Consider the following 22467-nt stretch of genomic DNA (forward strand, 5'->3'; position numbering starts at 1 on the left):
GCCGAGCATGACAACTTCTTCGAAAAGCGGCCAGCCGGTACTGGAATTGACCGGGATCGGCAAGGAGTTCGGCGCGATCCGCGCGCTGCATGGCGTCAACATGCATGTCCATCCCGGCGAAGTGGTCGGCCTGATGGGCGACAACGGCGCCGGCAAGTCGACGCTGGTCAAGATCATCGCCGGCAATTTCCGCCCGACCCATGGCGAGATCCGCTTCGACGGCCATCCCGTTCACTTCAGCCGCCCGGTCGATGCCCGCGCGGTGGGAATCGAGGTCGTCTATCAGGACCTCGCGCTCGCCGACAATCTGTCGGCCGCGGCGAACGTCTTTCTCGGCCGCGAGCTCAAGCGCAAATTCGGACCCATCGCGCTGCTCGATCACAAGGCGATGGCGTCGCGCGCGCTGGAGCTGTTCGGCGAGCTGCGCTCGGAAACCCGGCCGCATGATCTGGTCAAGCAGATGTCCGGCGGCCAGCGTCAGGCGGTGGCGATCGCGCGCACACGCCTCTCCAACGCCAAGCTGGTGATGATGGACGAGCCGACCGCCGCGATCTCGGTACGCCAGGTCGAGCAAGTGCTGAGCCTGATCCACCGTCTGAAGGAGCAGGGCGTCGCTGTGATGCTGATCTCCCACCGCATGCCCGACGTGTTCGCCGTGTGCGACCGCGTGATCGTCATGCGACGCGGCGAGAAGCGGGCCGACAAGCCGATCCACGACACGTCCCCCGAGGAAGTCACCGCCCTGATCACCGGCGCGAAGGAGGCGGCGTAATGTCCGTACCCATGGAAAACCCGATCTCCTTCACCAATGTCGGCCGCAGCAAATGGTGGCACCGGGGCATCTTTGCCTCGCAGACCGGCTACGTGCTGCTGGCGCTGGTGGTGCTGATGATCGTGATGCGTTTTGCCAGCCCTTACTTCTTTACCGAGGGCAACATGCAGAACGTGGCGAAGAACTTTTCCTTCATTGCCATCGCCACGCTCGGAATCACCTTCGTCATCATCACCGGCGGCATTGATCTCTCCGTCGGCTCGATGATGTGCTTTTCCGCGATGATCACCTCCATGGTCATGGTCGAGCTGTCGGCGCCGGGATCGTATTTCGTCCACGTGGCAGCCGATGGCAAGACGGTCGTCGCCAATGTGCCCGGATTGATCCTGCTGATCTCGATGCTCGCCGGGCTGTTCACCGCATTCATCGTCGGGATTTTCAACGGCTTCTGCATTGCGGTGCTCGGGCTGTCGCCCTTCGTCACCACGCTCGGCATGCTCTCGATCGTGCGAGGGCTGGCTTATGTCGTCTCGAACGGCCGTGGCAGCTTTCCTGGCGGGCCCGATGCCGATTTGTTCTACGCGTTGACCTCGGGTGACGTGTACGGCGTCCCCGCGCCCTTCATCTACCTGGTGATCCTCGCCGTCGTGATGGCGGTTGTGCTGCATCACACGAGTTTCGGCCGCCACGTCTTCGCGCTCGGCGGCAACGAGAAGGCGGCGGAGTTGACTGGTATTCCGGTCGTGCGCGTGAAGATCCAGGTCTATGTGATCTGCGCGCTCGCCGCCGGCCTGCAAGGCATCATCATCTCGGGCTGGCTGGGATCCGCGCCCGCGAACATGGCGACGTCCTACGAGCTCAACGTCATCGCCGCCGCCGTTATCGGTGGCGCCAATCTTGCCGGCGGCCTCGGCGGACCGCTCGGCGCCATCGTCGGCTGCGTGCTGCTGGAGGTGATCCGCAACGGCCTCGTGCTCGCGCAGGTCAACTCCTACTGGCAGCAGACGCTGGTGGGCGTGATCATCATTCTTGCTGTGCTGGTCGATCGCATCCGCTCGCGCATGACTTAACACTTAACCAGTTACTCCGGCAGGACAACGAAAGATCGTCTATCCGCCTGCCGGGGCATCGCATCACAAATGGATAGGCATCAAAGTGTGGAGGGAATAGTATGAAGAAGCTTCTGTTGGCTGGCTTGACCATCGCGATGATGGCGACCCCGGCATTTGCCCAGACCTACAAGTTCGCCGTCGTTCCCAAGGCGATGAACAACCCGTTCTTCGACGTGGCGCGTGACGGCTGCCTGAAGCGCGCCAAGGAACTCGGCAATGTCGAGTGCATCTACAAGGGGCCGATCGAGCACGAGCCGGCGACGCAGGCGCAGATCATCCAGGACTTCATCACCCAGAAGGTGGATGGGCTCGCGATCTCGGTTGCCGACGTCGCGTCGATGACCAAGTCGATTGAGGCTGCGACCGCGGCAGGCATCCCCGTCATCACGTTTGACGCGGACGCGCCGGGCTCCAAGCGCATCGCCTATATCGGCACCAACAACAAGGACTTCGGGTTGGCGCTCGGCAAGCAATTGCTGCAGCTTCGGCCCGAGGGCGGCAAATATGCCATGGTCTCCGGTGGTCCGGGCGCCAAGAACCTCGCCGAACGTGTCGATGGTGTCCGCGAGGCGTTGAAGGGCTCGAAGTGGGTCGAGGTGCAGGGTTCGCCGACCTTCTGCAACGACGATTCCACGCTCGCGGTCCAGCAGATGTCCGACCTGCGCACCGCGACGCCCGATCTCGCCGCGATCGTTCCGGTCGGCGGCTGGCCGATGTTCGCGCCTGAGGGCTTCAAGGCCTTCGTTAACAAGAATAAGAAGGACATCGACAGCGGCAAGCTGACGCTCGTCGTCGCCGATACGCTGAAGATGCAGCTCGAGTTGCTGCGCGACGGCTACTCCAACGCGCTCACCGGCCAGCGCCCGTTCGAAATGGGCGAGAAGTCGATGGACACGTTGCTCGCGATCAAGAAGGGCCAGAAGGTTCCGGAAGTGATCTACACCGGCCTCGACCTCGTGACCAAGGATAACGTCGCTCAATTGTTGAAGTAGGAACGTTACCAGCCCAACGTTCCTGCGCTACACTCCCTCTCTCGCCCGCGGGGGAGGGAGTGATATTTTTCGCTGTTCGTGTCGATCGAGATGCGACCGCTTACTCTACTGCGTTTCCCCCTCTTGTGGCGCAGGGAATGAGAGTGCGGTGCCCACCTCACGCTTTGTCGACTCGCGAGGGAAGGAATTGGAATGAAACGCGTGCGGCTAGCTGGCAATCTCGAAGTCACGTCAATCGGCCTCGGCTCGGCGCCGCTCGGCGGCCTGTTCTCGGCGGTCAGCGATGCGGACGCGGAGGCCACCGTCGCAAAGGCCTGGTCGCTCGGTGTCCGCTTCTTCGATACCGCGCCGCTTTATGGCTTCGGCCTCGCGGAACGCCGTTTGGGTGCTTTCCTGCGGCAACAGCAGCGCGAGTCCTATGCGATCTCGACCAAGGTCGGCCGCCTGCTGCGCGCGCCTGACAGTACGACGGTCGAGGACGATCATTTCAAGGACGCACCTGCGCTGCGGCCGCGATTTGATTTCAGCTATGACGGCGTGATGCGCTCGGTGGAGGAAAGCCTGGAGCGCCTCGGGCTCGATCGCGTCGACGTCCTGCTCGTGCACGATCCCGACGATCACTATGATGCCGCCGTCATTGGCGCCTTCCGCGCGCTGCTACGTCTGCGCGACGACGGCACCGTGAAAGCGATCGGTTCCGGCATGAACCAGTGCGAGATGCTCACGCGTTTTGCCGAAGCCGTCCCGGTCGATTGCTTCCTGCTCGCCGGCCGCTACACGCTGCTCGACCAGGGCGCGCTGGATGCGCTGTTCCCGATCTGCACTGCGAAGAACATCGGCATCCTGCTCGGCGGCATCTACAACAGCGGCATTCTGGCCAATCCGCACACGGGCGCGAAGTTCAACTATGAGGACGCCGACGCGGCCCTCGTGGCGCGCGCGCTCGAGCTCGACCAGCTCTGCCGCAAGCATGGCACCGAGCTGAAGGCCGCCGCGCTCCAGTTCGGCATGGCCCATCCGGCCGTGACCGTTGCCGTGATGGGCGCGCGCAACGCAAGCGAGGTCGCCGACAATACCGCGATGTCGGAGCGCGCGGTGCCGCAGGCCTTCTGGCAGGAGCTGCGCGCCAGGAACCTCGTCGACCCCAGGGCGCCGCTGCCGGGCGGAGCGTGAGCCATGATCATCGACGCCCACCAGCATTTCTGGGATCCCGCGCGCGCCGACTACCCCTGGATGATGGCGCCTGAGTTGGCGCCGATCCGTCGCGCCTTCGGTCCCGCCGATCTCGCGCCGCTGCTGCAGGCGAACCGCATCGATGCAAGCATCGTGGTGCAATGCCGCTCGTCGCTTGCGGAGACCGAGGAATTCTTGGCGACCGCGCATGCCACGCCCTCCGTCATCGGCGTCGTCGGCTGGGCCGATCTGACCGACGCCGCACTCGGCGATACGCTCGATCGCCTGCGCAGCTTGCCGGCCGGCGCCAAGCTGGTCGGCATCCGCCACCAGGTTCATGACGAGGCCGATCCCGACTGGCTGCTGCGCACCGACGTTCAGAGCGGACTGGCCGCCCTGGTCGCCCGTGATCTCGCCTACGACTTTCTCGTCCGCACCCGCGAGCTGCCCGCCGCAATCGCAACCGCAAAAGCCTTTCCGCAAGCCCGCTTCGTGCTCGACCACGCCGCAAAGCCGCCGATCGCAAGCGGCGGCAGCGCCGAATGGTCCGAGCGAATCGCGCAGCTCGCAGCCTGCGACAATGTCTGGTGCAAGGTCTCGGGTCTCGCGACCGAAGCGAAGTGGGACGAGTGGGACGCCGAGCGGCTGTTTCCGTATCTCCGGCACGTCGCGAATTGTTTTGGCGAGGATCGCCTGATCTTCGGCTCGGATTGGCCGGTGTGCCTGCTCGCCGGCAGCTACAGCGAGATCAAGAGTGCCCTGGAGGCGTGCCTGGCGAAGCTCGGGCCAAGCGTGCGCGAGAAGGCATTCGGGGTGAATGCGAAGGCTGCGTATCGGCTGGCGTGAGATAATGTGGTGGACATAAGTTCTCGCCTAACCACAGGTGTCGTCCCGGCGAAAGCCGGGACCCATAACCCCAGGGAGTAGTTTGGCGAAGACTAGTTGTTTGGTACTCCCACCGCGCGCAATCGAGACATCACGCGGTATGGGTCCCGACTTTCGCCGGGACGACAATCGAGTTTGGCCGCGCTCGCGCCTCACGCCCCCGCGGGGACCTGATCCAGGAATCCCGTAATGCTCTTGATCCGCCCGTCCTTCAGCACGGCGAAATCGGTCCCCTTGATCGGGCTGTCGACGCCGTCAGGGCCGAGACCCCACGAAAATCGGACATGGTCGCCGTAGCCGTTGGGCTCGCCGATCAGGCTGAACTTGAAGTCAGGAAAGCGCTGCTGCACCCCTGCGATCAGCGCCTCGATGCCGTCCCGGCCGTTGCCCTTCATCAGCGGATCGACATAGCTCGCATCCGCAGTCCAGAATTCGCCGAGCAATTCGCTGCGGCGATTTTGCGCGCGCTCGTTCCAGAGATCGATATAGCGGCGGGCGATTGTGATGGGGTCGGTCATGGTGCTCTCCTGCGATAGGGCCGTTTGGTTCGGCTGACCTGACTATCGAAGGTTCACGCGCAGGGATCGATTACCTCGGAGATCATGTGCCCGCAAAAAAAGAGCGCGATGAGGATCTCATCGCGCTCCGGCCGCGTGTTGGGGCTGCGAAAATTACTTCGCCGCCGTGACCATGATCTCGACGGTGTACTGCGGCGCCGCGAGCTTGGCTTCGACGGTGGCGCGGGCCGGGGTGTTGCCGGGCGACACCCAGCCGTCCCACACCGCGTTCATTTCCTGGAACGTCTTCATGTCGGTGATGTAGATCGTGGCCGACAGCAGCTTCGACTTGTCGGTGCCGGCCTTGGCGAGGTGGCCGTCGATGGTCTTCAGGATGTCCTGGGTCTGCTTGGTGACGCTTTCGCCGGCCGCGTTGCTGGCGACGACGCCGGCGAGATAGACGGTGTCGCCGTGCACGACCACCTGGCTCATGCGCGGGCCGGTTTCGAAACGCTGGATGCTCATTTGCGGAATCTCCTTCAGGGAATGGCGGCCCTGTCTAGCCCAGCACCCCCAGCTGAGCCACCCCAGGCACGCATGCGTTGCCGGCGGCGCATGCATCCTCGATGACGCATGCGTCCTGCCTATCCCACCGCTTTCGCTGCCGCACGCCCGGCATTGCGGCCGGAGAACAGGCAGCCGCCGAGGAAGGTGCCCTCCAGCGAGCGATAGCCGTGCACGCCGCCGCCGCCGAAGCCTGCGGCTTCGCCGACCGCATACAATCCGGGAATGACGCTGCCCTCGGCGCCGAACACGCGCGAGTCGAGGTCGGTCTCGAAGCCGCCCAGCGTCTTGCGGGTGAGGATGTTGAGCTTGACCGCGATCAGCGGTCCCTGCGCGGGATCGAGAATCCGGTGCGGCGAGGCGGTGCGAATCAGCCTGTCGCCGATGTAGCGCCGCGCATTGTGGATGTTCATCACCTGCGCATCCTTGACGTAGGGGTTGGCGATCTCGCGGTCGCGCGCCTCGATTTGCATCCTGACGTGCGCGAGCTTGAGCAGATCGTTGCCGGCGAGCTTGTTCATGGCGGCGACGAGATCCTCGATTCTGTCGCGCACGATGAAGTCGACACCATGGCTCTTGAACGCCTCCACCGGCGCCGGCGCGCCCTTGTTGGTGGCGCGGCGCAAGGTCATGCGCCAGCTTTTGCCCGTGAGGTCGGGGTTCTGCTCCGAGCCCGACAGCGCAAATTCCTTCTTGATGATGGCCTGCGTCAGGACGAACCAGGAATAATCATATCCCGTCGACATGATGTATTTGAGCTGGCCGAGCGTATCCGAGCCGGGAAACAGCGGCGCCGGCAGTCGCGTGCCGGTGGCGTCGAACCACATCGAGGAGGGCCCTGGCAGGATGCGGATGCCGTGGCGCGGCCAGATTGGATTCCAGTTCTGGATGCCCTCGACGTAGTGCCACATGCGGTCGCGGTTGATCAGCCGCGCGCCTGTCTGCTCGGTGATGCCGATCATGCGGCCGTCGACATGCTCCGGCACCCCTGAAATCATGAACTTCGGGGGCTCGCCGAGCCGCTTGGGCCAGTTCGCCCGCACCAGATCATGATTGCCGCCGATGCCGCCGGAGGCGACGATCACGGCCTGCGCCTTCAACGCGAACTCGCCGACGATAGTGCGCGACGAGCTCTTGCCGCGCTCGACATTGGTCGCTTCGAGGATCGCGCCGCTGACGCCGTCAACGGCACCGTTGGTGATCGACAGCGCATCGACGCGGTGACGGAACCTGAAGATCAGCCGCCCGCTCTTCGCGGCTTCGCGTGCGCGGCGCTCGAACGGCTCGACGATGCCGGGCCCCGTGCCCCAGGTGACGTGAAAGCGCGGCACCGAATTGCCGTGGCCCATCGCGTCATAGCCGCCGCGCTCGGCCCAGCCGACCACGGGAAAGATGCGATGACCCATCGCGCGCAGCCAGTCACGCTTCTCAGCCGTAGCAAACGCGACATAGGCCTCCGCCCATTGGCGCGGCCAAAAGTCCTCGTCGCGATCGAACCCGGCGGTGCCGAGCCAGTCCTGCATGGCGAGATCAAAGGAGTCCTTGATGCCGAGCCGGCGCTGCTCCGGCGAATCAACCAGGAACAATCCGCCGAACGACCAGAACGCCTGGCCGCCGAGCGACTGCTCGCCTTCCTGGTCGAGGACGATCACGCGCTTGCCGGCGTCGGCAATCTCGGTCGCTGCGACCAGCCCGGATAGTCCTGCGCCGACGACAATGACGTCCGCCTGATCAGCCCGAAGGTCGGTCATGAGTTCCCCCCTGTATTTGCCCGGAATTGAAGCCCGTTGCCGTAACTGAGATCAAGTACGTGTCGCGTAAGGCATCGTTAACTTGTTCCACTTTGGGATTGAGCCAGGCGGAGTGCAGCGCGGACGCAACACTGGATTTGAATTTGTTTTGAGCGAGCCGGCCTGCCTAGACAAAACCACGGTAACGACCGACGCTAGGCGCGCATCACCACCTGACACGCAGATTCGAAAACGACTGGGGCGGGGGCCAATGAAGTTTCTGACGGGGTTGCTTGCGGCGGTTTGCCTGATCGCTTGCATGGGGGCGTCTCACGCGGTGGTTCGGATCGCGGATGATCGTGGCGGCCGGATCGGAACCTACGTCGACAAATATCAGGACCTCAGGCAGTCAGGCGATACCGTCATCATCGACGGCCTCTGCGCCTCCGCCTGCACCATCGTCCTCGGCGCCATCCCGCACGACCGCATCTGCGTCACTTCGAACGCGACGCTCGGCTTCCACGCCGCCTGGGATTTCGGCAGCAACGGCCGCGCCATCACCAACCCCGAAGCCACCCAGATGCTCTATGCGATGTATCCCTCGCAGGTGAAGCGCTGGATCTCACAGCGCGGCGGCCTCACGCCACACATGCTGTTCCTCAGGGGCAAGCAGCTCCAGGCCATGTACAAGCCCTGCTACCTGGACGCGCAGGCTTCGGCGCTCAAGCCGGCGTCGCGCTAGTCGTTCTGCTCATTCGCTGAGTTTCGTCTTGGCCGGGCATAGCCGTCCGAAAGACGGCGTCGCTTTCGCCCGCCTATGTCCCGGCCATCCACGTTTTAGGCCAGGCGAAAAGTTCGTGGATGCCCGGGCCTTCGCCGTACCGAAGCCGCTTCGGCCGCGCAGGCGGGACAAGCCCGGGCATGACGCGGATGGAGGGAGCGCCGCGCACCTCATCACCACGTGATCTCCACCAGCCCCGTTCCGCTTGCCCGGCCACGCCCGAGCGCCTATTTCAAAGGCAGGGAACCCGATCCTTGTCATGGCTCAACCACTGCATCAGGCGCATCCGCTAAGGGACAATTCGCCCAATGCCGGGCGCGCGCCGTCTGTGCTGCTGTGGACTGGCGCTGGCGTCGGTGGGCTTCTCGTGATCGGCGCCCTCGCGCTTTGGTTCCACTATGGCACCCAGGTGTTCTTCGAAATGATCAGGACTGGCTTTGCCGCCTGCTTCTGATCCGCGACAGGAAGTTTTCCGCTCATGAGCTCCACTGCCCGTCCGCTGGTGATCGCGACCGCTTTCGCCGCAAGTCTCGTCCTCGGGCTCCTCATCATATTCTGGGCCATGGGCGGGGTCAGCAAGGTGGCGCAGCCGGCAGCGATCGGCGGCCCGTTCCAGCTCACCGACCAGAACGGCAAGACCGTCACCGAGGCGAGCCTCAAGGGCAAGCCGACGCTCATCTTCTTCGGCTACACCCATTGCCCTGACGTCTGCCCCACCTCGCTGTTCGAGATGTCGGAAGTGCTGCGCGCGATGGGCAAGGATGCCGACAAGGTCAACGCCGTCTTCATCTCGGTCGATCCGGAGCGCGACACGCCCGCGACCATGAAGGACTATCTCTCCAGCTTCGATCCGCATCTCGAAGGCCTGTCCGGCGATCCCGCCGAGACCGCCAAGGTGATCACCTCCTACCGGGTCTATGCCAAGAAGGTCCCGACCAAGGACGGCGACTACACCATGGACCACACCGCGCTGATCTACCTGATCGATCGCGACGGCCGCTTCGTCTCGCCGTTCAACCTGAAGCGGACCCCTGAGGAGGCGGCGGCGGATCTGAAGAAGTATCTGTAGGGACACCCCGCAGGCGCGGGAGCAGTGCATTTCGGCTCGCGTTCCCGGCCGGATGGTCTATAAGGCCTTCCGATCCCAACGAAATTCATGCATCTCCGGCCGATGGCTCCATCGCAACAGGCGAAATCGTCGAAATCTGCCCGTGGCTTGCTGACAGGGCTGGCCGTCACGGCCTGCCTGCTCGCAGGTTTGTCCTCGGCAAGGGCCCAGGCCCCCGCCAAGCGACCTGCCGCGGCGCCTCAGGCCACCACCCCGGTCGCGCCCCAAGCCGCTCCCCAGGCGGTGCCCGGCTTCTGGGACCCGCGGCGGCGGCCGGAGCGGCCGGACCTGTCGCGCCTCACCGTGATCCGCTTCCTGACCGAGACCGACTATCCGCCGTTCAACTTCACGGGTGCCGACGGCAATCCGGCCGGCTTCAATGTCGATCTCGCCCGCAGCTTGTGCGAGGAGATCAAGGTCAGCTGCACCGTGCAGATGCGCCGCTTCGAGACGCTGGTGGATGCGCTCACCTCGAACCGGGGCGATGCGATCATCGCCTCCATGGCGGCGAGCCCGCAGCTTCGCGCGCGCGTTGACTTCACCGATCCCTATTACCGCGTCCCGGCCCGCTTCGTCTCGCGCAAGGATGCGGTGATGCCGGAGATTCGCCCCGAATATCTCGAAGGCAAGAAGGTTGGCGTCATCGCTGGCTCAGCGCATGAGGCTTATCTGAAAGCGATGTTCACCGACGCCGAGCTGCACTCCTATCCGAACGACGATGCCTTGCGCGCCGGCTTGCGCAAAGGCGAGGTCGATTTCATCTTCGGCGACGCCATCTCGTTGGCGTTCTGGATCAACGGCACCGATTCCGGCGATTGCTGCGCCTTCTCCGGCGGTCCCTTCGTGGAGAGCCGCTTCTTCGGCGAGGGTATCGGCATTGCCGTGCGCAAGGGCAACGACGTGTTGCGCCAGGCCCTGAACTGGGCCCTGTTCCGCGTCTGGGAAAAAGGCCGCTACACCGATTTGTGGCTGAAGTATTTTTCGGTGAGCCCGTTTTAATCCAGTCGCTGCTCCCTCCGCCGTCATTGCGAGGAGCTCACGACAAAATTGCGTAGCAATTTTGCGTGGATGCGACGAAGCAATCCAGACTGTTTCGGCGGAAAGATTCTGGATTGCTTCGCTTCGCTCGCAATGACGGCGGAGGCGGCTGTGTCGCCCCACAAAATTGCATTCTGCCCGGAAATCGCTATTTTCCGCGGCCCGGAGGCCCCTTGATGTCCGTTATCGACCCGAACATGAGCCCGAGCGATCTTCGTGCGCTCGCCGAACAATCCAACGCCTGGCCGTTCGAGCAGGCGAAGGCCATTGTCGCGCGGCTGAAAAAAAGCCCGAAGGACGAGGTGCTGTTCGAGACCGGCTACGGTCCCTCCGGCCTGCCGCATATCGGCACGTTCGGCGAGGTCGCGCGCACCTCGATGGTGCGCCATGCCTTCCGCGTGCTGACCGAGGACAAGATCAAGACGCGGCTCCTCGCCTTCTCCGACGACATGGACGGCTTCCGCAAGGTGCCTGACAATGTGCCGAACAAGGATCTGCTGGCGCAATATCTCGGCCGCCCGCTCACCGCGGTGCCGGACCCGTTCTCGAACGAGCATCCCTCGTTCGGCGATGCCAACAACGCGCGCCTGCGCGCCTTCCTGGATCATTTCGGCTTCGACTACGAATTCGCGAGCTCGACCGTTTATTACAAGTCGGGCCGTTTCGACGCGACGCTGCTGAAGATGCTCGCCGCCTACGACAAGATCATGGACATCATCCTGCCGACGCTCGGGCCGGATCGCCGTGCAACCTATTCGCCGTTCCTGCCGATCAGCAAGACGACAGGGGTCGTGCTGCAGGTGCCGATGATCCGCCGCGACGTCGCGGCCGGTACGGTGACCTATGTTGACCCTGATACCAACGAGGAAGTCGAAACATCAGTCACTGGCGGTAACGTCAAGTGTCAGTGGAAGGCCGACTGGGCGATGCGCTGGGTCGCGCTCGGCGTCGACTACGAGATGGCCGGCAAGGATCTGATCGATTCCGTAAAGCTCTCCGGCGCCATCGCCAGGGCGCTCGGCGCCATGCCGCCCGAAGGCTTCAACTACGAGCTCTTCCTCGACGAGAAGGGTCAGAAGATCTCGAAGTCGAAGGGCAATGGCCTCACCATCGACGAGTGGCTGCGCTACGCCTCGCCGGAATCGCTGTCGCTGTTCATGTATCGAGAGCCGAAGGCGGCGAAGCGGCTGTTCTTCGACGTGATCCCGCGCCAGGTCGACGATTATCAGCAATTCATTGATGGGTTCCCCAGGCAGGACGCCAAGCAGCAGCTCGGCAATCCGGTCTGGCACATCCATGGCGGCCATCCGCCGCAAGGCGACATGCCCGTCACGTTCCAGCTGCTGCTGACGCTGGTGTCGTCGTCGAATGCGGAGAACGCCGAGACGCTGTGGGGCTTCATCGGCCGCTATCGTCCCGGCGTGTCGCCGCAGACGCATCCGAAGCTGGATGCAATGGTCGGCTACGCCATCAACTATTACCGCGACTTCGTCGCACCGACGAAGCAGTTCCGCGTGCCTGATGATACGGAGCGCGCGGCGTTGCAGGACCTGCGCGATGCGCTGTCGCAGTTGCCGGCGGATGCATCGGCCGAAGACATCCAGAACGTCGTCTATGAGATCGGCCGCCGCGAGCCGTTCCTCGATCAGGTCAAGAAGGGCAAGGACGGCCGTCCCGGCGTCACGCTCAACTGGTTCAACATGCTCTACCAGGTGCTGCTCGGCCAGGAGAAGGGCCCGCGCTTCGGCTCCTTCGTCGCGGTCTACGGCGTGCAGAACGCGGTCAACATGATCGACGGCGCGCTGGCCAGGAGTGCGTAAACCATCCGCGGTGTCATCGCCCGCGAAGGCGGGCGATCCAGTATTCCAGAGGCCGTCGTTGTAGAGCCGAGACGCTGCGGCGTACTGGATGCCCCGGTCAAGCCGGGGCATGACCGGAGTAAGTTTCACTGGCTCGCCCAAACAATCCTCGCCACCCATGCGAGATCCCCTGCCGCCACTGTCCGCTCGCCTAGCGTCGCATCGAACGGCTGCAGCTCCACCGCCTTCGCTGTCCGGCGCTTCAGCGTCGCGAGCATGACCTCGCCCGCCCTGGTCTTCACCACCACACGGTCGCCTTTGTGAACCGGCGCGCCGGGCGAGACCAGGATCACATCGCCGTTGCGATAGGCCGGCAACAGCGAATCCCCGGAGATCTCCAGTGCAAAGGCGCTGACGTCGTCAGTGATCGGCCGCGCGATTTCGCTCCAGCCCTTGCCGGACGGTGAGCCTTGCTCGTCGAACGCGCTGCTCGCACCCGCCTGTGCGAAGCCGAGCAGCGGTATCGTGCGGCCGTCGCCGGATTCCTCGTCGATGAGCCTGGCAAAGATCTCGATCGACGAGTCCGCGGCCGCCAGCGCCTTCGCAATCGATTCGGTCGAGGGCCAGCGCTCGCGGCCGTCGGTGGTGACGCGCTTGGACTTGTTGAAGGTGGTGGGGTCGAGCCCGGCCCGTTTGGCAAGGCCTGAAGGGGACAGTCCGGCGCGCGCGGCCAGTCGGTCCAGTGCGGCCCAGATCTGGTCGTGGGTCAGCATCCTCTGCGCTTTGGCCTGTTTGACCATGGAAGGTCCAGCCCGTCGCAACTCAGGAAAACTATCCTCAAATCAACCGGTTTTCCGTTTTTCGCGCAAGGGGTGCGGCGGAAGCGTTTTCAAGAGAAGTGGGTACCGGTTCGCGTCAAGAAAACGCGTCAAAACAAGAATCTGGAGCCCCGTTCCGATGAAATCGGAACGGAAAAGGCTCTAGGACTTGAGTTCGGAAGGGGCCGCCTTTACGGTCGCGCCGGGTTCTGAAGACCCTTTCGGGACGAAAAAAACCAAGAGACTCAAAGAGCTGAGTCGAAGAGCAAACAGGGCTCCGGCAATCTGTGGTCAAGATCTACAAAATCTGTCCGGCCTCGGCCTGGCGCGAGGCGGAACGGCAGGGCGTGTACCGGGGCAGCGCGGACGATGCGCGCGACGGATTCATCCATTTCTCGACCGCGAGCCAGGTGCCTGAGACTCTGCGCAAGCACTATTTCGGCCAGCGCGCGCTATTCCTGGTCGAGGTCGACGGCGATGCGCTCGGCAGCGAGCTGCGCTGGGAGCGCTCGCGCAATGACGAGCTGTTTCCGCATCTCTATGGCGAACTCGATCTCGGCGCCGTGCTCTCGGTGATGAACCTCAATATACGCTCCGATGGCGGCCACGATACGCCGGAGCTCGCCCCGTGATCCGCGCCTTCGATGCGTTCTCGCTGCCGGTGTTGCGCTGGCTCGATCCGGAGGACGCCCACCGCCTCGCCATCCAGGGCCTGCGCTTCCTGCCGCCGGTGAAGCCACGCACCGATGATCCCAAGCTTGCCGTGCGCGCCTTCGGGCTCAACTTCCCCAACCCGATCGGCATGGCCGCAGGTTTCGACAAGAGCGCCGAGGTGCCCGACGCATTGCTGCGGCTCGGCTTCGGCTTTGTCGAGATCGGGTCGGTGACGCCGAAGCCGCAGGCCGGCAATCCGCGGCCGCGGCTGTTTCGGCTCGAGCGCGACGAGGCTGTCATCAACCGCATGGGCTTCAACAATGACGGCGCGGAAGTCGCGCTGCGCCGGCTCGCCGCGCGCGCGGCCAATGGCGGCATCGTCGGCGTCAATGTCGGTGCCAACAAGGATTCGCCCGATCGCGTCGGTGACTACGTCAAGCTGATCGAGACCTTTGCACCCGTCGCAAGCTATTTCACCGTCAACGTCTCCTCGCCGAACACGCCGGGCCTGCGCAATCTGCAGGAAGGCGCGCTGCTCGACGATCTGCTCGGACGCGTCATCGATGCGCGCGAGCGTGTCAGGCAGAAGGCCGGCGACACGCCGGTGCTGCTGAAGATCGCGCCGGACCTCAGCCTCGCCCAGCTCGACGACGTCGTCCAGGTCGCGCGCTCGCGCAAGGTCGACGGCATGATCGTGTCGAATACGACCATTGCGCGGCCGAGCACGTTGCGCGAACAGACGCGCGCGAAAGAGCAGGGCGGCCTGTCCGGCCGGCCGCTGTTCCGGCTGTCGACGCGCATGGTCGCGGAGACCTATGTCCGGGTCGAGGGCGCCTTCCCGCTGATCGGCGTCGGTGGCGTCGACTCCGGCGGTGCGGCGCTGACAAAGATTCGCGCCGGCGCGAGCCTGATCCAGCTTTATTCGTCGCTGGTTTATAAGGGCCTCGGCCTCGTCGATGAGATCAAGCGCGATCTGACCTCGACACTGCTGCGCACAGGCCGGGATTCCCTCTCCGAAATCGTCGGCGCTGATGCGGCGACGCTGACCGCGGAAGACTGGCCTGGGATGTAAGCACCGCTGCGTAGCCCGGATGGAGCGACGCAATCCGGGACTCTTTCACCGCGCAGGAAGGCCCCGGATTACGCTTCGCTGCATCCGGGCTACGACTTCGCGAACGTCGCTCGATACAGCGCCGGATACCGCGCGCCCTGCAATCCGCCGCGCGCGACATAGAACGCGAGCAGTGCGCACCACAGCCCGGCATTGCCGAATGATTGCAGCGCCCACCACACGCCCAAGAAGATCGCGAGCGAAGCCAGCATCAGATTGCGCATCTCGCGCGCCCAGGTGGCGCCGACATAGATGCCGTCGAAACCGAAGGCGAACACGCCGGGGATCGGCGCTATCACGATGAACGGCAGGAACTCGCGCGCGGCGCGGCGGACGTCCTGGCTCGCCGTCATGAAGCTGATGATATCGGGCCCGAACAGCGCGAACAGCGCCGCGACAACAAGCGCAAAGCCGAGCCCCCACAGCAGCACCAGCCGGGTCGAATCCGCAAAGCCCTTGGCGTCGCGCGCGCCAAAGGTGCGGCCGCAGAGCTGCTGCGCGGCATTGGCGAGGCCGTCGAGGAAAAAGGCGCTGACCAGGAGGAAATTGTTCAGCACGGAGTTCGCGGCCAACGTGACGTCGCCGGCCCGCGCGCCCTTGGCGGTGAAGAACAGGAATACGGTGATCAGTGCCGCAGTGCGGATCATGATGTCGGAATTGACGGCCAACAGCCGCATCAGCTTGGCGCGGTCGAACAGCATCGCGCGGGGCACGGCAAAGCCGCCATGCGCATAGCGCCGGCAGACGATAACGCCGAGCACGAAGCCGATGCCCTCCGACAGCAGCGCGGCGATCGCCGCGCCCGCAATGCCGGTGTCGTAGACCAGCACCAGCAAAATCGTCGCCGCCATGTTGATGAGGTTGATGACGACTTGCAGCGCGAGCGCCGGATTGGCGCGGGCCAGCCCGACCAGCCAGCCGAGGATGACATAGTTGGCGAACGCGAAGGGCGACGACCAGATCCGGATCATGAAATAGGTTTTTGCGGCATGCGTCACGCCCGCGCTGCCACCCATCACATCGAACAGCACGCCGGCCAGCGGCAGTTGCAGCAGGATCAGTCCGCCGCCGATCAGGCCGGCGACGATGAAGCCGCGCACCAGGATCACGGTCTGTTCGCGCGTCTCGCCGGCGCCGAGCGCCTGCGCGGTGAAGGCGAGCGTGCTCATGCGCAGGAAGCCGAACAGCCAGAACAGGCAGTCGAAGATCACCGACGCCATCGCGACGCCGCCGAGCAGCGCGGCATCGTCGAGCCGGCCGATCGCGGTGGTCGAGATCACGCCGATCAGCGGTGTCGTCAGGTTCGCGACCATCGCGGGACCCGCGATGGCGAAGACCTGGCGGCTGCCGACTTTGGGATGAACCGGGGCGTGCATCAGGTGCGTGTATCCGAGCCCTGCGCCGAATGCACCACCGCGGCCGGCATGGCGTGCTTGCGCCGGCTGCGCATTTCAGAGCGCCTTAGCGGCGCGGCGAGCCGAAGATGCGCGACAACAGCCAGATCGGGATCACGATGACGGCGCCGAGCAGGAAGTAGCGCCACAGCCAGTTCACGGCGTCGAAGCCGAGATCCCAGAGACGCTGGAACAGCAGGCGAATGCTGTAAATGATATTCCAGGGGTCGAAACCGATCGCCGCCAGCACGACGCCGACCAGGATCGAGAGCAGCACCAGGCGAAACGCGACCGCCAGCGGCGAGCCGCCGAGAAAGCGGTGCAGGCCATCGCTGTGGCCGGCCGGCAAATCTCTGACGTCGTGGGCCATCTCAAACTCCTTGTGGGGGCTAGCCCCGATTATAGGTCACGGCGGGGGACATGGGGAACCCGCTACGGCGCGTCAATCAGCTTACCGCGTTTTAATTCGGGCAAGCGGACCTTGATTGGGCACGCCGCCGACCGCGGGCTCCGTCACCTCGCCCGCTTGCAGGAGAGGTCGCGCCCAACGGGTCGCGCCAAAGGCGCGCCCGATGACAGGCTCCGGCGCGGGTGAGGGCTTTCTCCTCTAGAGGAGTGTCCCGGTGCGGAGACACCCTCTCCCCGACCCTCTCCCGCAAGCGGGCGAGGGGGCGCACTGTCGTCGTGGCAAGATCCAGCACCTCAGGCCTCAATCTCCGCCGCCTCCTCCTTCAGCATCTTCTCCAGCGTCTCCAGCCTATCGGCCTCCCGCGGCGGCTTGTCCCAGCGCAGGCGGCTGATGCGGGGGAAGCGCATCGCGACACCGGATTTGTGCCGCGGCGAGCGCTGCAGGCCCTCGAACGCCACCTCCAGCACCAGCCCCTTGTCGCCTTCGTGCACGACATGGCGGACGGGGCCGAACTTTTCCGTGGTGTTGCGGCGGACGAAACGGTCGATCTGCAAGAGCTCCTCGTCGGTGAAGCCGAAATAGGCTTTCCCAACCGGCACCAGTTCCTCGCCATTGTCGGTTTCGGTCCAGACACCAAAAGTGTAGTCGGAGTAATAGGACGAGCGCTTGCCGTGGCCGCGCTGCGCATACATCAGTACGGCATCGATGATGTGCGGATCGCGCTTCCACTTCCACCACTGCCCCTTCGGCCGTCCCGGCAGATAGGGCGCATCGCGCCGCTTCAGCATCACGCCCTCGACGGCATCGGCATCCTCGCCGGCGCCGGCGCTTGCCGGATCGGCGCGCGCGGCGGTGAGCGCATCCCAGCTTGCGAAGGGAACTGTGGGCGAGAGATCGATGCGGGGATCGTGGAGCTTGCTGATGAAGGCCTCAAGCCGCTCGCGCCGCTCGGCGAAAGGCAATTCGCGCAGATCGTTCTCGTCGTCCCCGAGCAGATCGTAGGCGCGCAAGTGAATCGGAAAATCGTTGATCAGCTTCGGCGAGACGACCTTGCGGTTGAGCCGCTGCTGCAGGACGTTGAAACTCTGCACGCGGCCTTCGCGCAGGATCAAGAGCTCGCCGTCGATCGCGCCGGGCAGGCGCAGCGACGGCACGAGGTCCGGAAAGCTGCCGGTGATGTCCTCGCCGGTGCGCGAATAGAGCCGCGCGGTGATCTGCCCGTGCTCATCGCGGCCGGCGACCGCCTGCACGCGAATGCCGTCCCATTTCCATTCGGCGATATAGTCGGCGGGATCGAGTGAAGCAAAATCACTATCCTCGATCGCATGCGCCAGCATCACGGGCCGGAACGGCGCGGGATCGCGATTGACAGGCTTCTGGCTGCGGCCTTCCAGCCAGGCGAACAGGTCGAGATAGGGCGGGCTGAGGCCCGGCCAGAGCAGCTCGACCTCATGCGGATCCTTATCCCCAAGCGCGGCGGCCGCCGTCTTCGCCAGCCGCGCCGAGATCCCGATGCGCATGGCGCCGGTGACAAGTTTCAACAATGCCCAGCGGCCGGTCTCATCGAGTTCGTCCAGCCAGCGTTCGAGTTGCTTCGGCAATTCTGTCTTGCCGAGCGTGCGCAGCGTGGTGACGACCTCGGTCAGGGTCGGGGGAGGTGGGTTGTTGTGGTGAGTTGGGTGGAGAGACTCATCAGCATCTCGCCCGGAGTGCCCCCCTCCCTGACCCTCCCCCACAAGGGGGGAGGGAACGGAAAGGCTCGTGCGTCCCTCACTTTGGGAATCGCGATCAGCTGTTGCGATTGCTGCCAGCGCCATGCTCCGCTGCGCTCCCTCCCCCCTTGTGGGGGAGGGTGGGAGAGAGGGGTAGCCCGGAAAAGATTCGTCATGACGAGGCGGCCTCTTCGGCCACATCAACGCCACCGTTTCCGAGAGATCGCCGACATAGTCGTAACTCAACCCGAACAGCACCTCATCGGTGCGCGATGCGATGAGATCGCGGATCAGCGCGGGCTTGGCGTGCTTGAAGCTGAGCGCGCCGGTGAGCGCGGCGAGCGCGTAGCCGCGGTCGGGATCGCCGACCTCGCGAAAATAGCCTTGCAGCAGCCGCAGCTTGTTATTGCGGCCGGGCTCGTAGGCAAGGCGGTCCAGGAGTTCGGCGAAGCGGTTCATGCCTCGGCCTCGCTCCGCGCCGGAGGCTCGCCCTCGTCCTCATCGCCATAGCCAACGAGATCAAGCGGCCGCGCCCGCAGGCCTTGGGTCTTGCACCAATGCACCAGCGCGTCTTCCTGCCCGTGGGTGACCCAGATCTCGCTGGCGCCGGTCGCCGCGATGGTCGCGGTGAGGCCGTCCCAATCGGCATGGTCGGAAATCACCAGCGGCAGCTCGACGCCGCCTTGCCGCGCGCGGGCGCGCACGCGCATCCAGCCCGAGGCGAACGCGGTGACGGGATCGGGGAAGCGCCGGGCCCAGATATCCGATGTCGCCGAAGGCGGCGCGAGCGTGATGGTGCCGGCAAGTGCCGCCTTCTTCATGCCCATCGCCGGCCGCAGCTCGCCGAGATCAATGCCGCGACTCTGATAATACGCGGTGATCTTCTCCATCGCGCCATGCAGATAGATCGGCGCGTCATAGCCGGCCTTGCGCAGCAGCGCGATCACACGCTGCGCCTTGCCGAGCGAATAGGCGCCGACGAGATGGGCGCGCTCGGGAAACAGCGCGACCGAGGCCAGCAGCTTCTTCACCTCGAGGGCCGCATCGCCGTGGCGAAACACCGGCAGGCCGAACGTGGCCTCGGTGATGAAGACATCGCAGGGCACCAGCTCGAACGGAACGCAGGTCGGGTCCGGCGCATCCTTGTAATCGCCTGATACGACGACGCAGGTATCTTTGCATGTGACCGCGATCTGCGCCGAACCGAGCACGTGGCCGGCCGGGTGAAACTTGACTTTGACATCACCGAGCCGGAGCTCTTCGCCATAGCTGATCACCTGCGTCGAGCCGGCAAAATTCTCGCCATAGCGCAGCCGCATCATGTCGAGCGTTTCCTGCGTCGCCAGCACCGCGCCATGGCCGGCGCGGGCATGGTCGGAATGGCCGTGGGTGATCAATGCCCGCTCGACCGGGCGGATCGGATCGATGTGGAAGCCGCCGGGCTTGCAGCACAGGCCGTCAGCAGTTGGCAGCAGGATGTCTTGCGGGCGCATTTCTGTCATATAGGAAGTGAGTGCTCCAAATGAACCCGTCATGCGCGGGCTTGACCCGCGCATCCATCCTCTTAAAGAGGTCTTTTTTGATGGATTGCCGGGTCAAGCCCGGCAATGACAATCGGTTCCTGCAATGCCGCTCCGCCTGTTCCTGACCTCCGGCGATCTCATGGCCGACCGCCGTTTCGAGTTCGCGCGCGACCTCCAGCTCAAGGGCGATCTGCCAGCCGCCGCCGACCTGCTGGAGCAGGCGATCGAGCTGGCGCCTGACTTCACCTCGGCCTGGTTCACGCTTGGCGAGATCCGCCAGCAGCTCGGCGAGCGCAACAAGGCCATCGCAGCGTTCCGAGAAGCGCGGCGATCCGACCCTGAGGATCGGCACGGGGCCGGTCTCCATCTGATGCGGCTGGGCGACACTGAAATGGCGGAAATGCCGAAGGCCTATGTGCAGGCGCTGTTCGACCAGTACGCGCCGCGCTTCGAGCACGCGCTGATCAACGATCTCGGCTATCGCGCGCCGGCGTTGATCTTCAAGGCCGTGCTGGCTGCGCGCGTCGCCGCGAAGAAGCCGGCCTTCTTCAAGCGCACCATCGATCTCGGCTGCGGCACCGGGCTTGCGGCCGCCGCCTTCGCGAGACAGGTCGACCAATTCATCGGCATCGATCTGTCGCCAGGCATGATCAAGGAGGCGCGCGCCGCCGGGCTCTATGCCGAGCTCGAAGTTGCCGACATGATCGAGGGCCTGCGCACCAAGCCCGAGACAAGCGCGAACCTCGTCGTCGCCGCGGATGCATTCGTCTATCTCTCCGATCTCGCGCCTGTGCTCACCGAGACCAGGCGCGTGCTCGTATCAGGCGGCGTGCTCGCTTTCACGCTGGAGACGCATGACGGCGATGTCATCGTGCTCGGCGAAGGCCTGCGCTATGCCCATTCGGCGGAATATGTGAGGGGTGCGATTGCGAAGGCCGGGCTGAAGCTCGTCACGCTTGAGCCGTGCTCGCCGCGCAACGAAAACAACGAGCCGGTGCGCGGCTTCGTCATCGTCGCCGAGAAAACTTGAGTCTAGGCGCTAAACACCCTGCAATTTCAGCGTCATTGCGTCGCAAAGCGGCGTCTTCGGGCTTGCGAGCTGCGCTGCGTTCCCAGCACAATGCGCAGCACCAGGGAGAGAAACAATGACCAGGAATCCATCGCGGCGCGATGTCAGCGCCGCCGCGTTCGCCACCATAGCCGCATCCGTTCTACCCGCGCCCTATGTCCGGGCCGCCGAGAAGAAATACGATGCCGGCGCCAGTGATACCGAGATCAAGATCGGGCAAACCGTGCCGCATTCTGGTCCTGGCTCGCTCTACGGCGTGCTTGGGCGCGTCGGCGAGGCCTACTTCCAGATGCTCAACGAGGGCGGCGGCATCAACGGGCGCAAGATCAACTTCCTCACGCTCGACGATGCCTACAGCGCGCCAAAATGCGTCGAGGCGACGCGGCGCCTGGTCGAGCAGGAGGAGGTGCTGGCGCTCTACGGCTCGCTTGGCACCGCGCCGCAGACCGCCGTGCACAAATATCTGAACTCCAAGGGCGTGCCGCAGCTGCTGCTCAACACCGGCGCCTCGAAGTGGAACAATCCGAAAGAGTTCAAGTGGACGATGGCGGGGCTGCCGCTCTATCCGACCGAAGCGCGCATCCTGGCGCGGCACGTCGTCAACGTGAAGCCGAATGCCAGGATCGGCATCCTCTACCAGAACGACGATTTCGGCCGCGATTTCCTTGGGCCCTTCAAGAAGGTGCTGGCGGATGCCGGCGGCACGGCGCAGGTGATCATGGAGCAGACCTACGATCTCACCGATCCGACGGTCGATTCCCAGCTGATCAACCTGTCGAAATCGGGCGCAGACGTTTTCTACAACATCTCCACCGGCAAGGCGTCGTCGCAATCGATCCGGAAAGTGGCCGAGCTCGGCTGGAAGCCGCTGCAGCTGCTCTCGGCCGGCTCGACCGGCAAATCCATCCTCAGCGCCGCCGGCTTCGAGAATGCCAAGGACATCGTCTCGATCAGCTATGCGAAGGATGCCGGGCCTGGCCGTTGGGAAAAGGATCCGGGCCCCGTGGCATTCGAGGAGCTGCGCAAGAAATATCTGCCGAACGTCGCTCCTGACAACACCATTGCCTATGCCGGTTACGGCCAGGCCGTCACCATGGGCGAGATCCTGCGCCGCTGCGGCGACGACCTCACCCGCGCCAATGTGCTGAAGCAGGCCTCAAACCTCAACGGCTTCCACTCGCCCTTCTTCCTCGATGGCGTCACCTACAGCTACACACCGGACGACTACACGCCGATGAAGACGCTGTTCATCCAGGTCTTCAACGGCAAGGACTGGGAGGTCTCCGACAAGCCGGTGGTGGAGTAGCACTCTCGGCAATCGAGATG

22 protein-coding genes are annotated in these 22467 nt (G+C 64.4%); 14 read left to right on the forward strand and 8 right to left on the reverse strand.

Annotated elements, in window-relative coordinates:
* Positions 1-7 precede the first annotated feature (7 nt).
* The 5 genes from HYH07_RS20170 (at position 8) to HYH07_RS20190 (ending at position 4895) form a co-directional block, all read left to right on the forward strand.
* Entirely contained in the window at positions 8-772 is a 765-nt protein-coding gene (locus HYH07_RS20170; RefSeq protein ID WP_220004132.1) for an ATP-binding cassette domain-containing protein, read from the forward strand.
* Positions 772-1842 (forward strand): ABC transporter permease, encoded by a 1071-nt coding sequence (locus tag HYH07_RS20175; protein WP_220004133.1) that lies wholly within the window; start codon positions 772-774, stop codon positions 1840-1842. The genes HYH07_RS20170 and HYH07_RS20175 overlap by 1 nt, the downstream gene beginning before the upstream one ends.
* A 101-nt stretch (positions 1843-1943) precedes the next feature.
* Positions 1944-2876 carry a sugar-binding protein gene (locus HYH07_RS20180; protein WP_220004134.1) on the forward strand — a complete coding sequence of 311 codons (933 nt, stop codon included), beginning with the start codon at positions 1944-1946 and terminating at the stop codon, positions 2874-2876.
* Positions 2877-3068: 192 nt separating this feature from the next.
* Complete coding sequence (locus HYH07_RS20185; protein ID WP_220004135.1) at positions 3069-4049, forward strand: aldo/keto reductase; 981 nt, start codon at positions 3069-3071, stop codon at positions 4047-4049.
* Between the two features lie 3 nt (positions 4050-4052).
* A complete protein-coding gene (locus HYH07_RS20190; RefSeq protein ID WP_220004136.1) occupies positions 4053-4895 on the forward strand; it encodes an amidohydrolase in 843 nt (280 codons plus the stop codon).
* A gap of 191 nt (positions 4896-5086) precedes the next feature.
* Here the strand turns inward: HYH07_RS20190 and HYH07_RS20195 are convergent, their stop codons facing one another.
* From HYH07_RS20195 to HYH07_RS20205, 3 genes are all read right to left on the reverse strand, one after another.
* On the reverse strand, positions 5087-5452 hold the full coding sequence (locus tag HYH07_RS20195; RefSeq protein ID WP_220004137.1) for a nuclear transport factor 2 family protein: 366 nt from the start codon (positions 5450-5452) through the stop codon (positions 5087-5089).
* Between the two features lie 153 nt (positions 5453-5605).
* Positions 5606-5956: a RidA family protein gene (locus HYH07_RS20200; RefSeq protein ID WP_057742620.1), complete on the reverse strand. Its 351-nt coding sequence runs from the start codon at positions 5954-5956 to the stop codon at positions 5606-5608.
* 119 nt (positions 5957-6075) lie between these two features.
* Positions 6076-7746, reverse strand: coding sequence for an FAD-binding dehydrogenase (locus tag HYH07_RS20205; protein ID WP_220004138.1), 1671 nt, complete (start codon positions 7744-7746; stop codon positions 6076-6078).
* A gap of 250 nt (positions 7747-7996) precedes the next feature.
* Here HYH07_RS20205 and HYH07_RS20210 point away from each other — a divergent pair, with 250 nt between their 5' ends.
* From HYH07_RS20210 to HYH07_RS20230, 5 genes are all read left to right on the forward strand, one after another.
* Positions 7997-8467: a hypothetical protein gene (locus HYH07_RS20210; protein ID WP_220004139.1), complete on the forward strand. Its 471-nt coding sequence runs from the start codon at positions 7997-7999 to the stop codon at positions 8465-8467.
* Between the two features lie 298 nt (positions 8468-8765).
* On the forward strand, positions 8766-8960 hold the full coding sequence (locus tag HYH07_RS20215; protein WP_220004140.1) for a hypothetical protein: 195 nt from the start codon (positions 8766-8768) through the stop codon (positions 8958-8960).
* A gap of 24 nt (positions 8961-8984) precedes the next feature.
* A complete protein-coding gene (locus HYH07_RS20220) occupies positions 8985-9575 on the forward strand; it encodes an SCO family protein (protein ID WP_057742628.1) in 591 nt (196 codons plus the stop codon).
* A gap of 102 nt (positions 9576-9677) precedes the next feature.
* Positions 9678-10613 carry a transporter substrate-binding domain-containing protein gene (locus HYH07_RS20225; protein ID WP_220004141.1) on the forward strand — a complete coding sequence of 312 codons (936 nt, stop codon included), beginning with the start codon at positions 9678-9680 and terminating at the stop codon, positions 10611-10613.
* A 215-nt stretch (positions 10614-10828) separates the two neighbouring features.
* Positions 10829-12472, forward strand: coding sequence for a lysine--tRNA ligase (locus tag HYH07_RS20230; protein WP_220004142.1), 1644 nt, complete (start codon positions 10829-10831; stop codon positions 12470-12472).
* A gap of 125 nt (positions 12473-12597) precedes the next feature.
* Here HYH07_RS20230 and HYH07_RS20235 read toward each other — a convergent pair whose 3' ends face one another.
* Entirely contained in the window at positions 12598-13251 is a 654-nt protein-coding gene (locus tag HYH07_RS20235; RefSeq protein ID WP_220004143.1) for a helix-turn-helix transcriptional regulator, read from the reverse strand.
* Positions 13252-13556: 305 nt separating this feature from the next.
* On the opposite strand from HYH07_RS20235, the gene HYH07_RS20240 reads away from it, so the two are divergent.
* Both HYH07_RS20240 and HYH07_RS20245 read left to right on the forward strand, forming a co-directional pair.
* Positions 13557-13901 carry a DUF952 domain-containing protein gene (locus HYH07_RS20240; RefSeq protein ID WP_220004144.1) on the forward strand — a complete coding sequence of 115 codons (345 nt, stop codon included), beginning with the start codon at positions 13557-13559 and terminating at the stop codon, positions 13899-13901.
* Positions 13898-14995, forward strand: a complete 1098-nt coding sequence (locus tag HYH07_RS20245) for a quinone-dependent dihydroorotate dehydrogenase (RefSeq protein ID WP_220004145.1) — start codon at positions 13898-13900, stop codon at positions 14993-14995. The genes HYH07_RS20240 and HYH07_RS20245 overlap by 4 nt, the downstream gene beginning before the upstream one ends.
* Positions 14996-15084: 89 nt before the next feature.
* On the opposite strand, the gene HYH07_RS20250 is transcribed toward HYH07_RS20245, so the two are convergent.
* The 4 genes from HYH07_RS20250 to HYH07_RS20265 form a co-directional block, all read right to left on the reverse strand.
* The gene (locus tag HYH07_RS20250; RefSeq protein ID WP_220004146.1) at positions 15085-16410 is read right to left on the reverse strand and encodes an MATE family efflux transporter; all 1326 of its coding nucleotides are present in this window, start codon (positions 16408-16410) and stop codon (positions 15085-15087) included.
* Positions 16411-16495: 85 nt separating this feature from the next.
* Positions 16496-16798: a DUF6460 domain-containing protein gene (locus HYH07_RS20255; RefSeq protein ID WP_057742640.1), complete on the reverse strand. Its 303-nt coding sequence runs from the start codon at positions 16796-16798 to the stop codon at positions 16496-16498.
* A gap of 332 nt (positions 16799-17130) precedes the next feature.
* Complete coding sequence (locus tag HYH07_RS20260) at positions 17131-19008, reverse strand: ATP-dependent DNA ligase (RefSeq protein ID WP_220004147.1); 1878 nt, start codon at positions 19006-19008, stop codon at positions 17131-17133.
* Positions 19005-20042, reverse strand: a complete 1038-nt coding sequence (locus HYH07_RS20265) for a ligase-associated DNA damage response exonuclease (protein WP_220004179.1) — start codon at positions 20040-20042, stop codon at positions 19005-19007. Before HYH07_RS20265 ends, HYH07_RS20260 begins: the two co-directional genes overlap by 4 nt.
* 133 nt (positions 20043-20175) lie before the next feature.
* Here HYH07_RS20265 and HYH07_RS20270 point away from each other — a divergent pair, with 133 nt between their 5' ends.
* A complete protein-coding gene (locus tag HYH07_RS20270) occupies positions 20176-21102 on the forward strand; it encodes a class I SAM-dependent methyltransferase (protein WP_220004148.1) in 927 nt (308 codons plus the stop codon).
* A 115-nt stretch (positions 21103-21217) separates the two neighbouring features.
* The gene (locus HYH07_RS20275; RefSeq protein ID WP_220004149.1) at positions 21218-22447 is read left to right on the forward strand and encodes an ABC transporter substrate-binding protein; all 1230 of its coding nucleotides are present in this window, start codon (positions 21218-21220) and stop codon (positions 22445-22447) included.
* Positions 22448-22467: the final 20 nt, after the last annotated feature.

The organism is Bradyrhizobium sp. BR 10261 (assembly GCF_019455395.1).
Classification (GTDB): domain Bacteria; phylum Pseudomonadota; class Alphaproteobacteria; order Rhizobiales; family Xanthobacteraceae; genus Bradyrhizobium; species Bradyrhizobium manausense.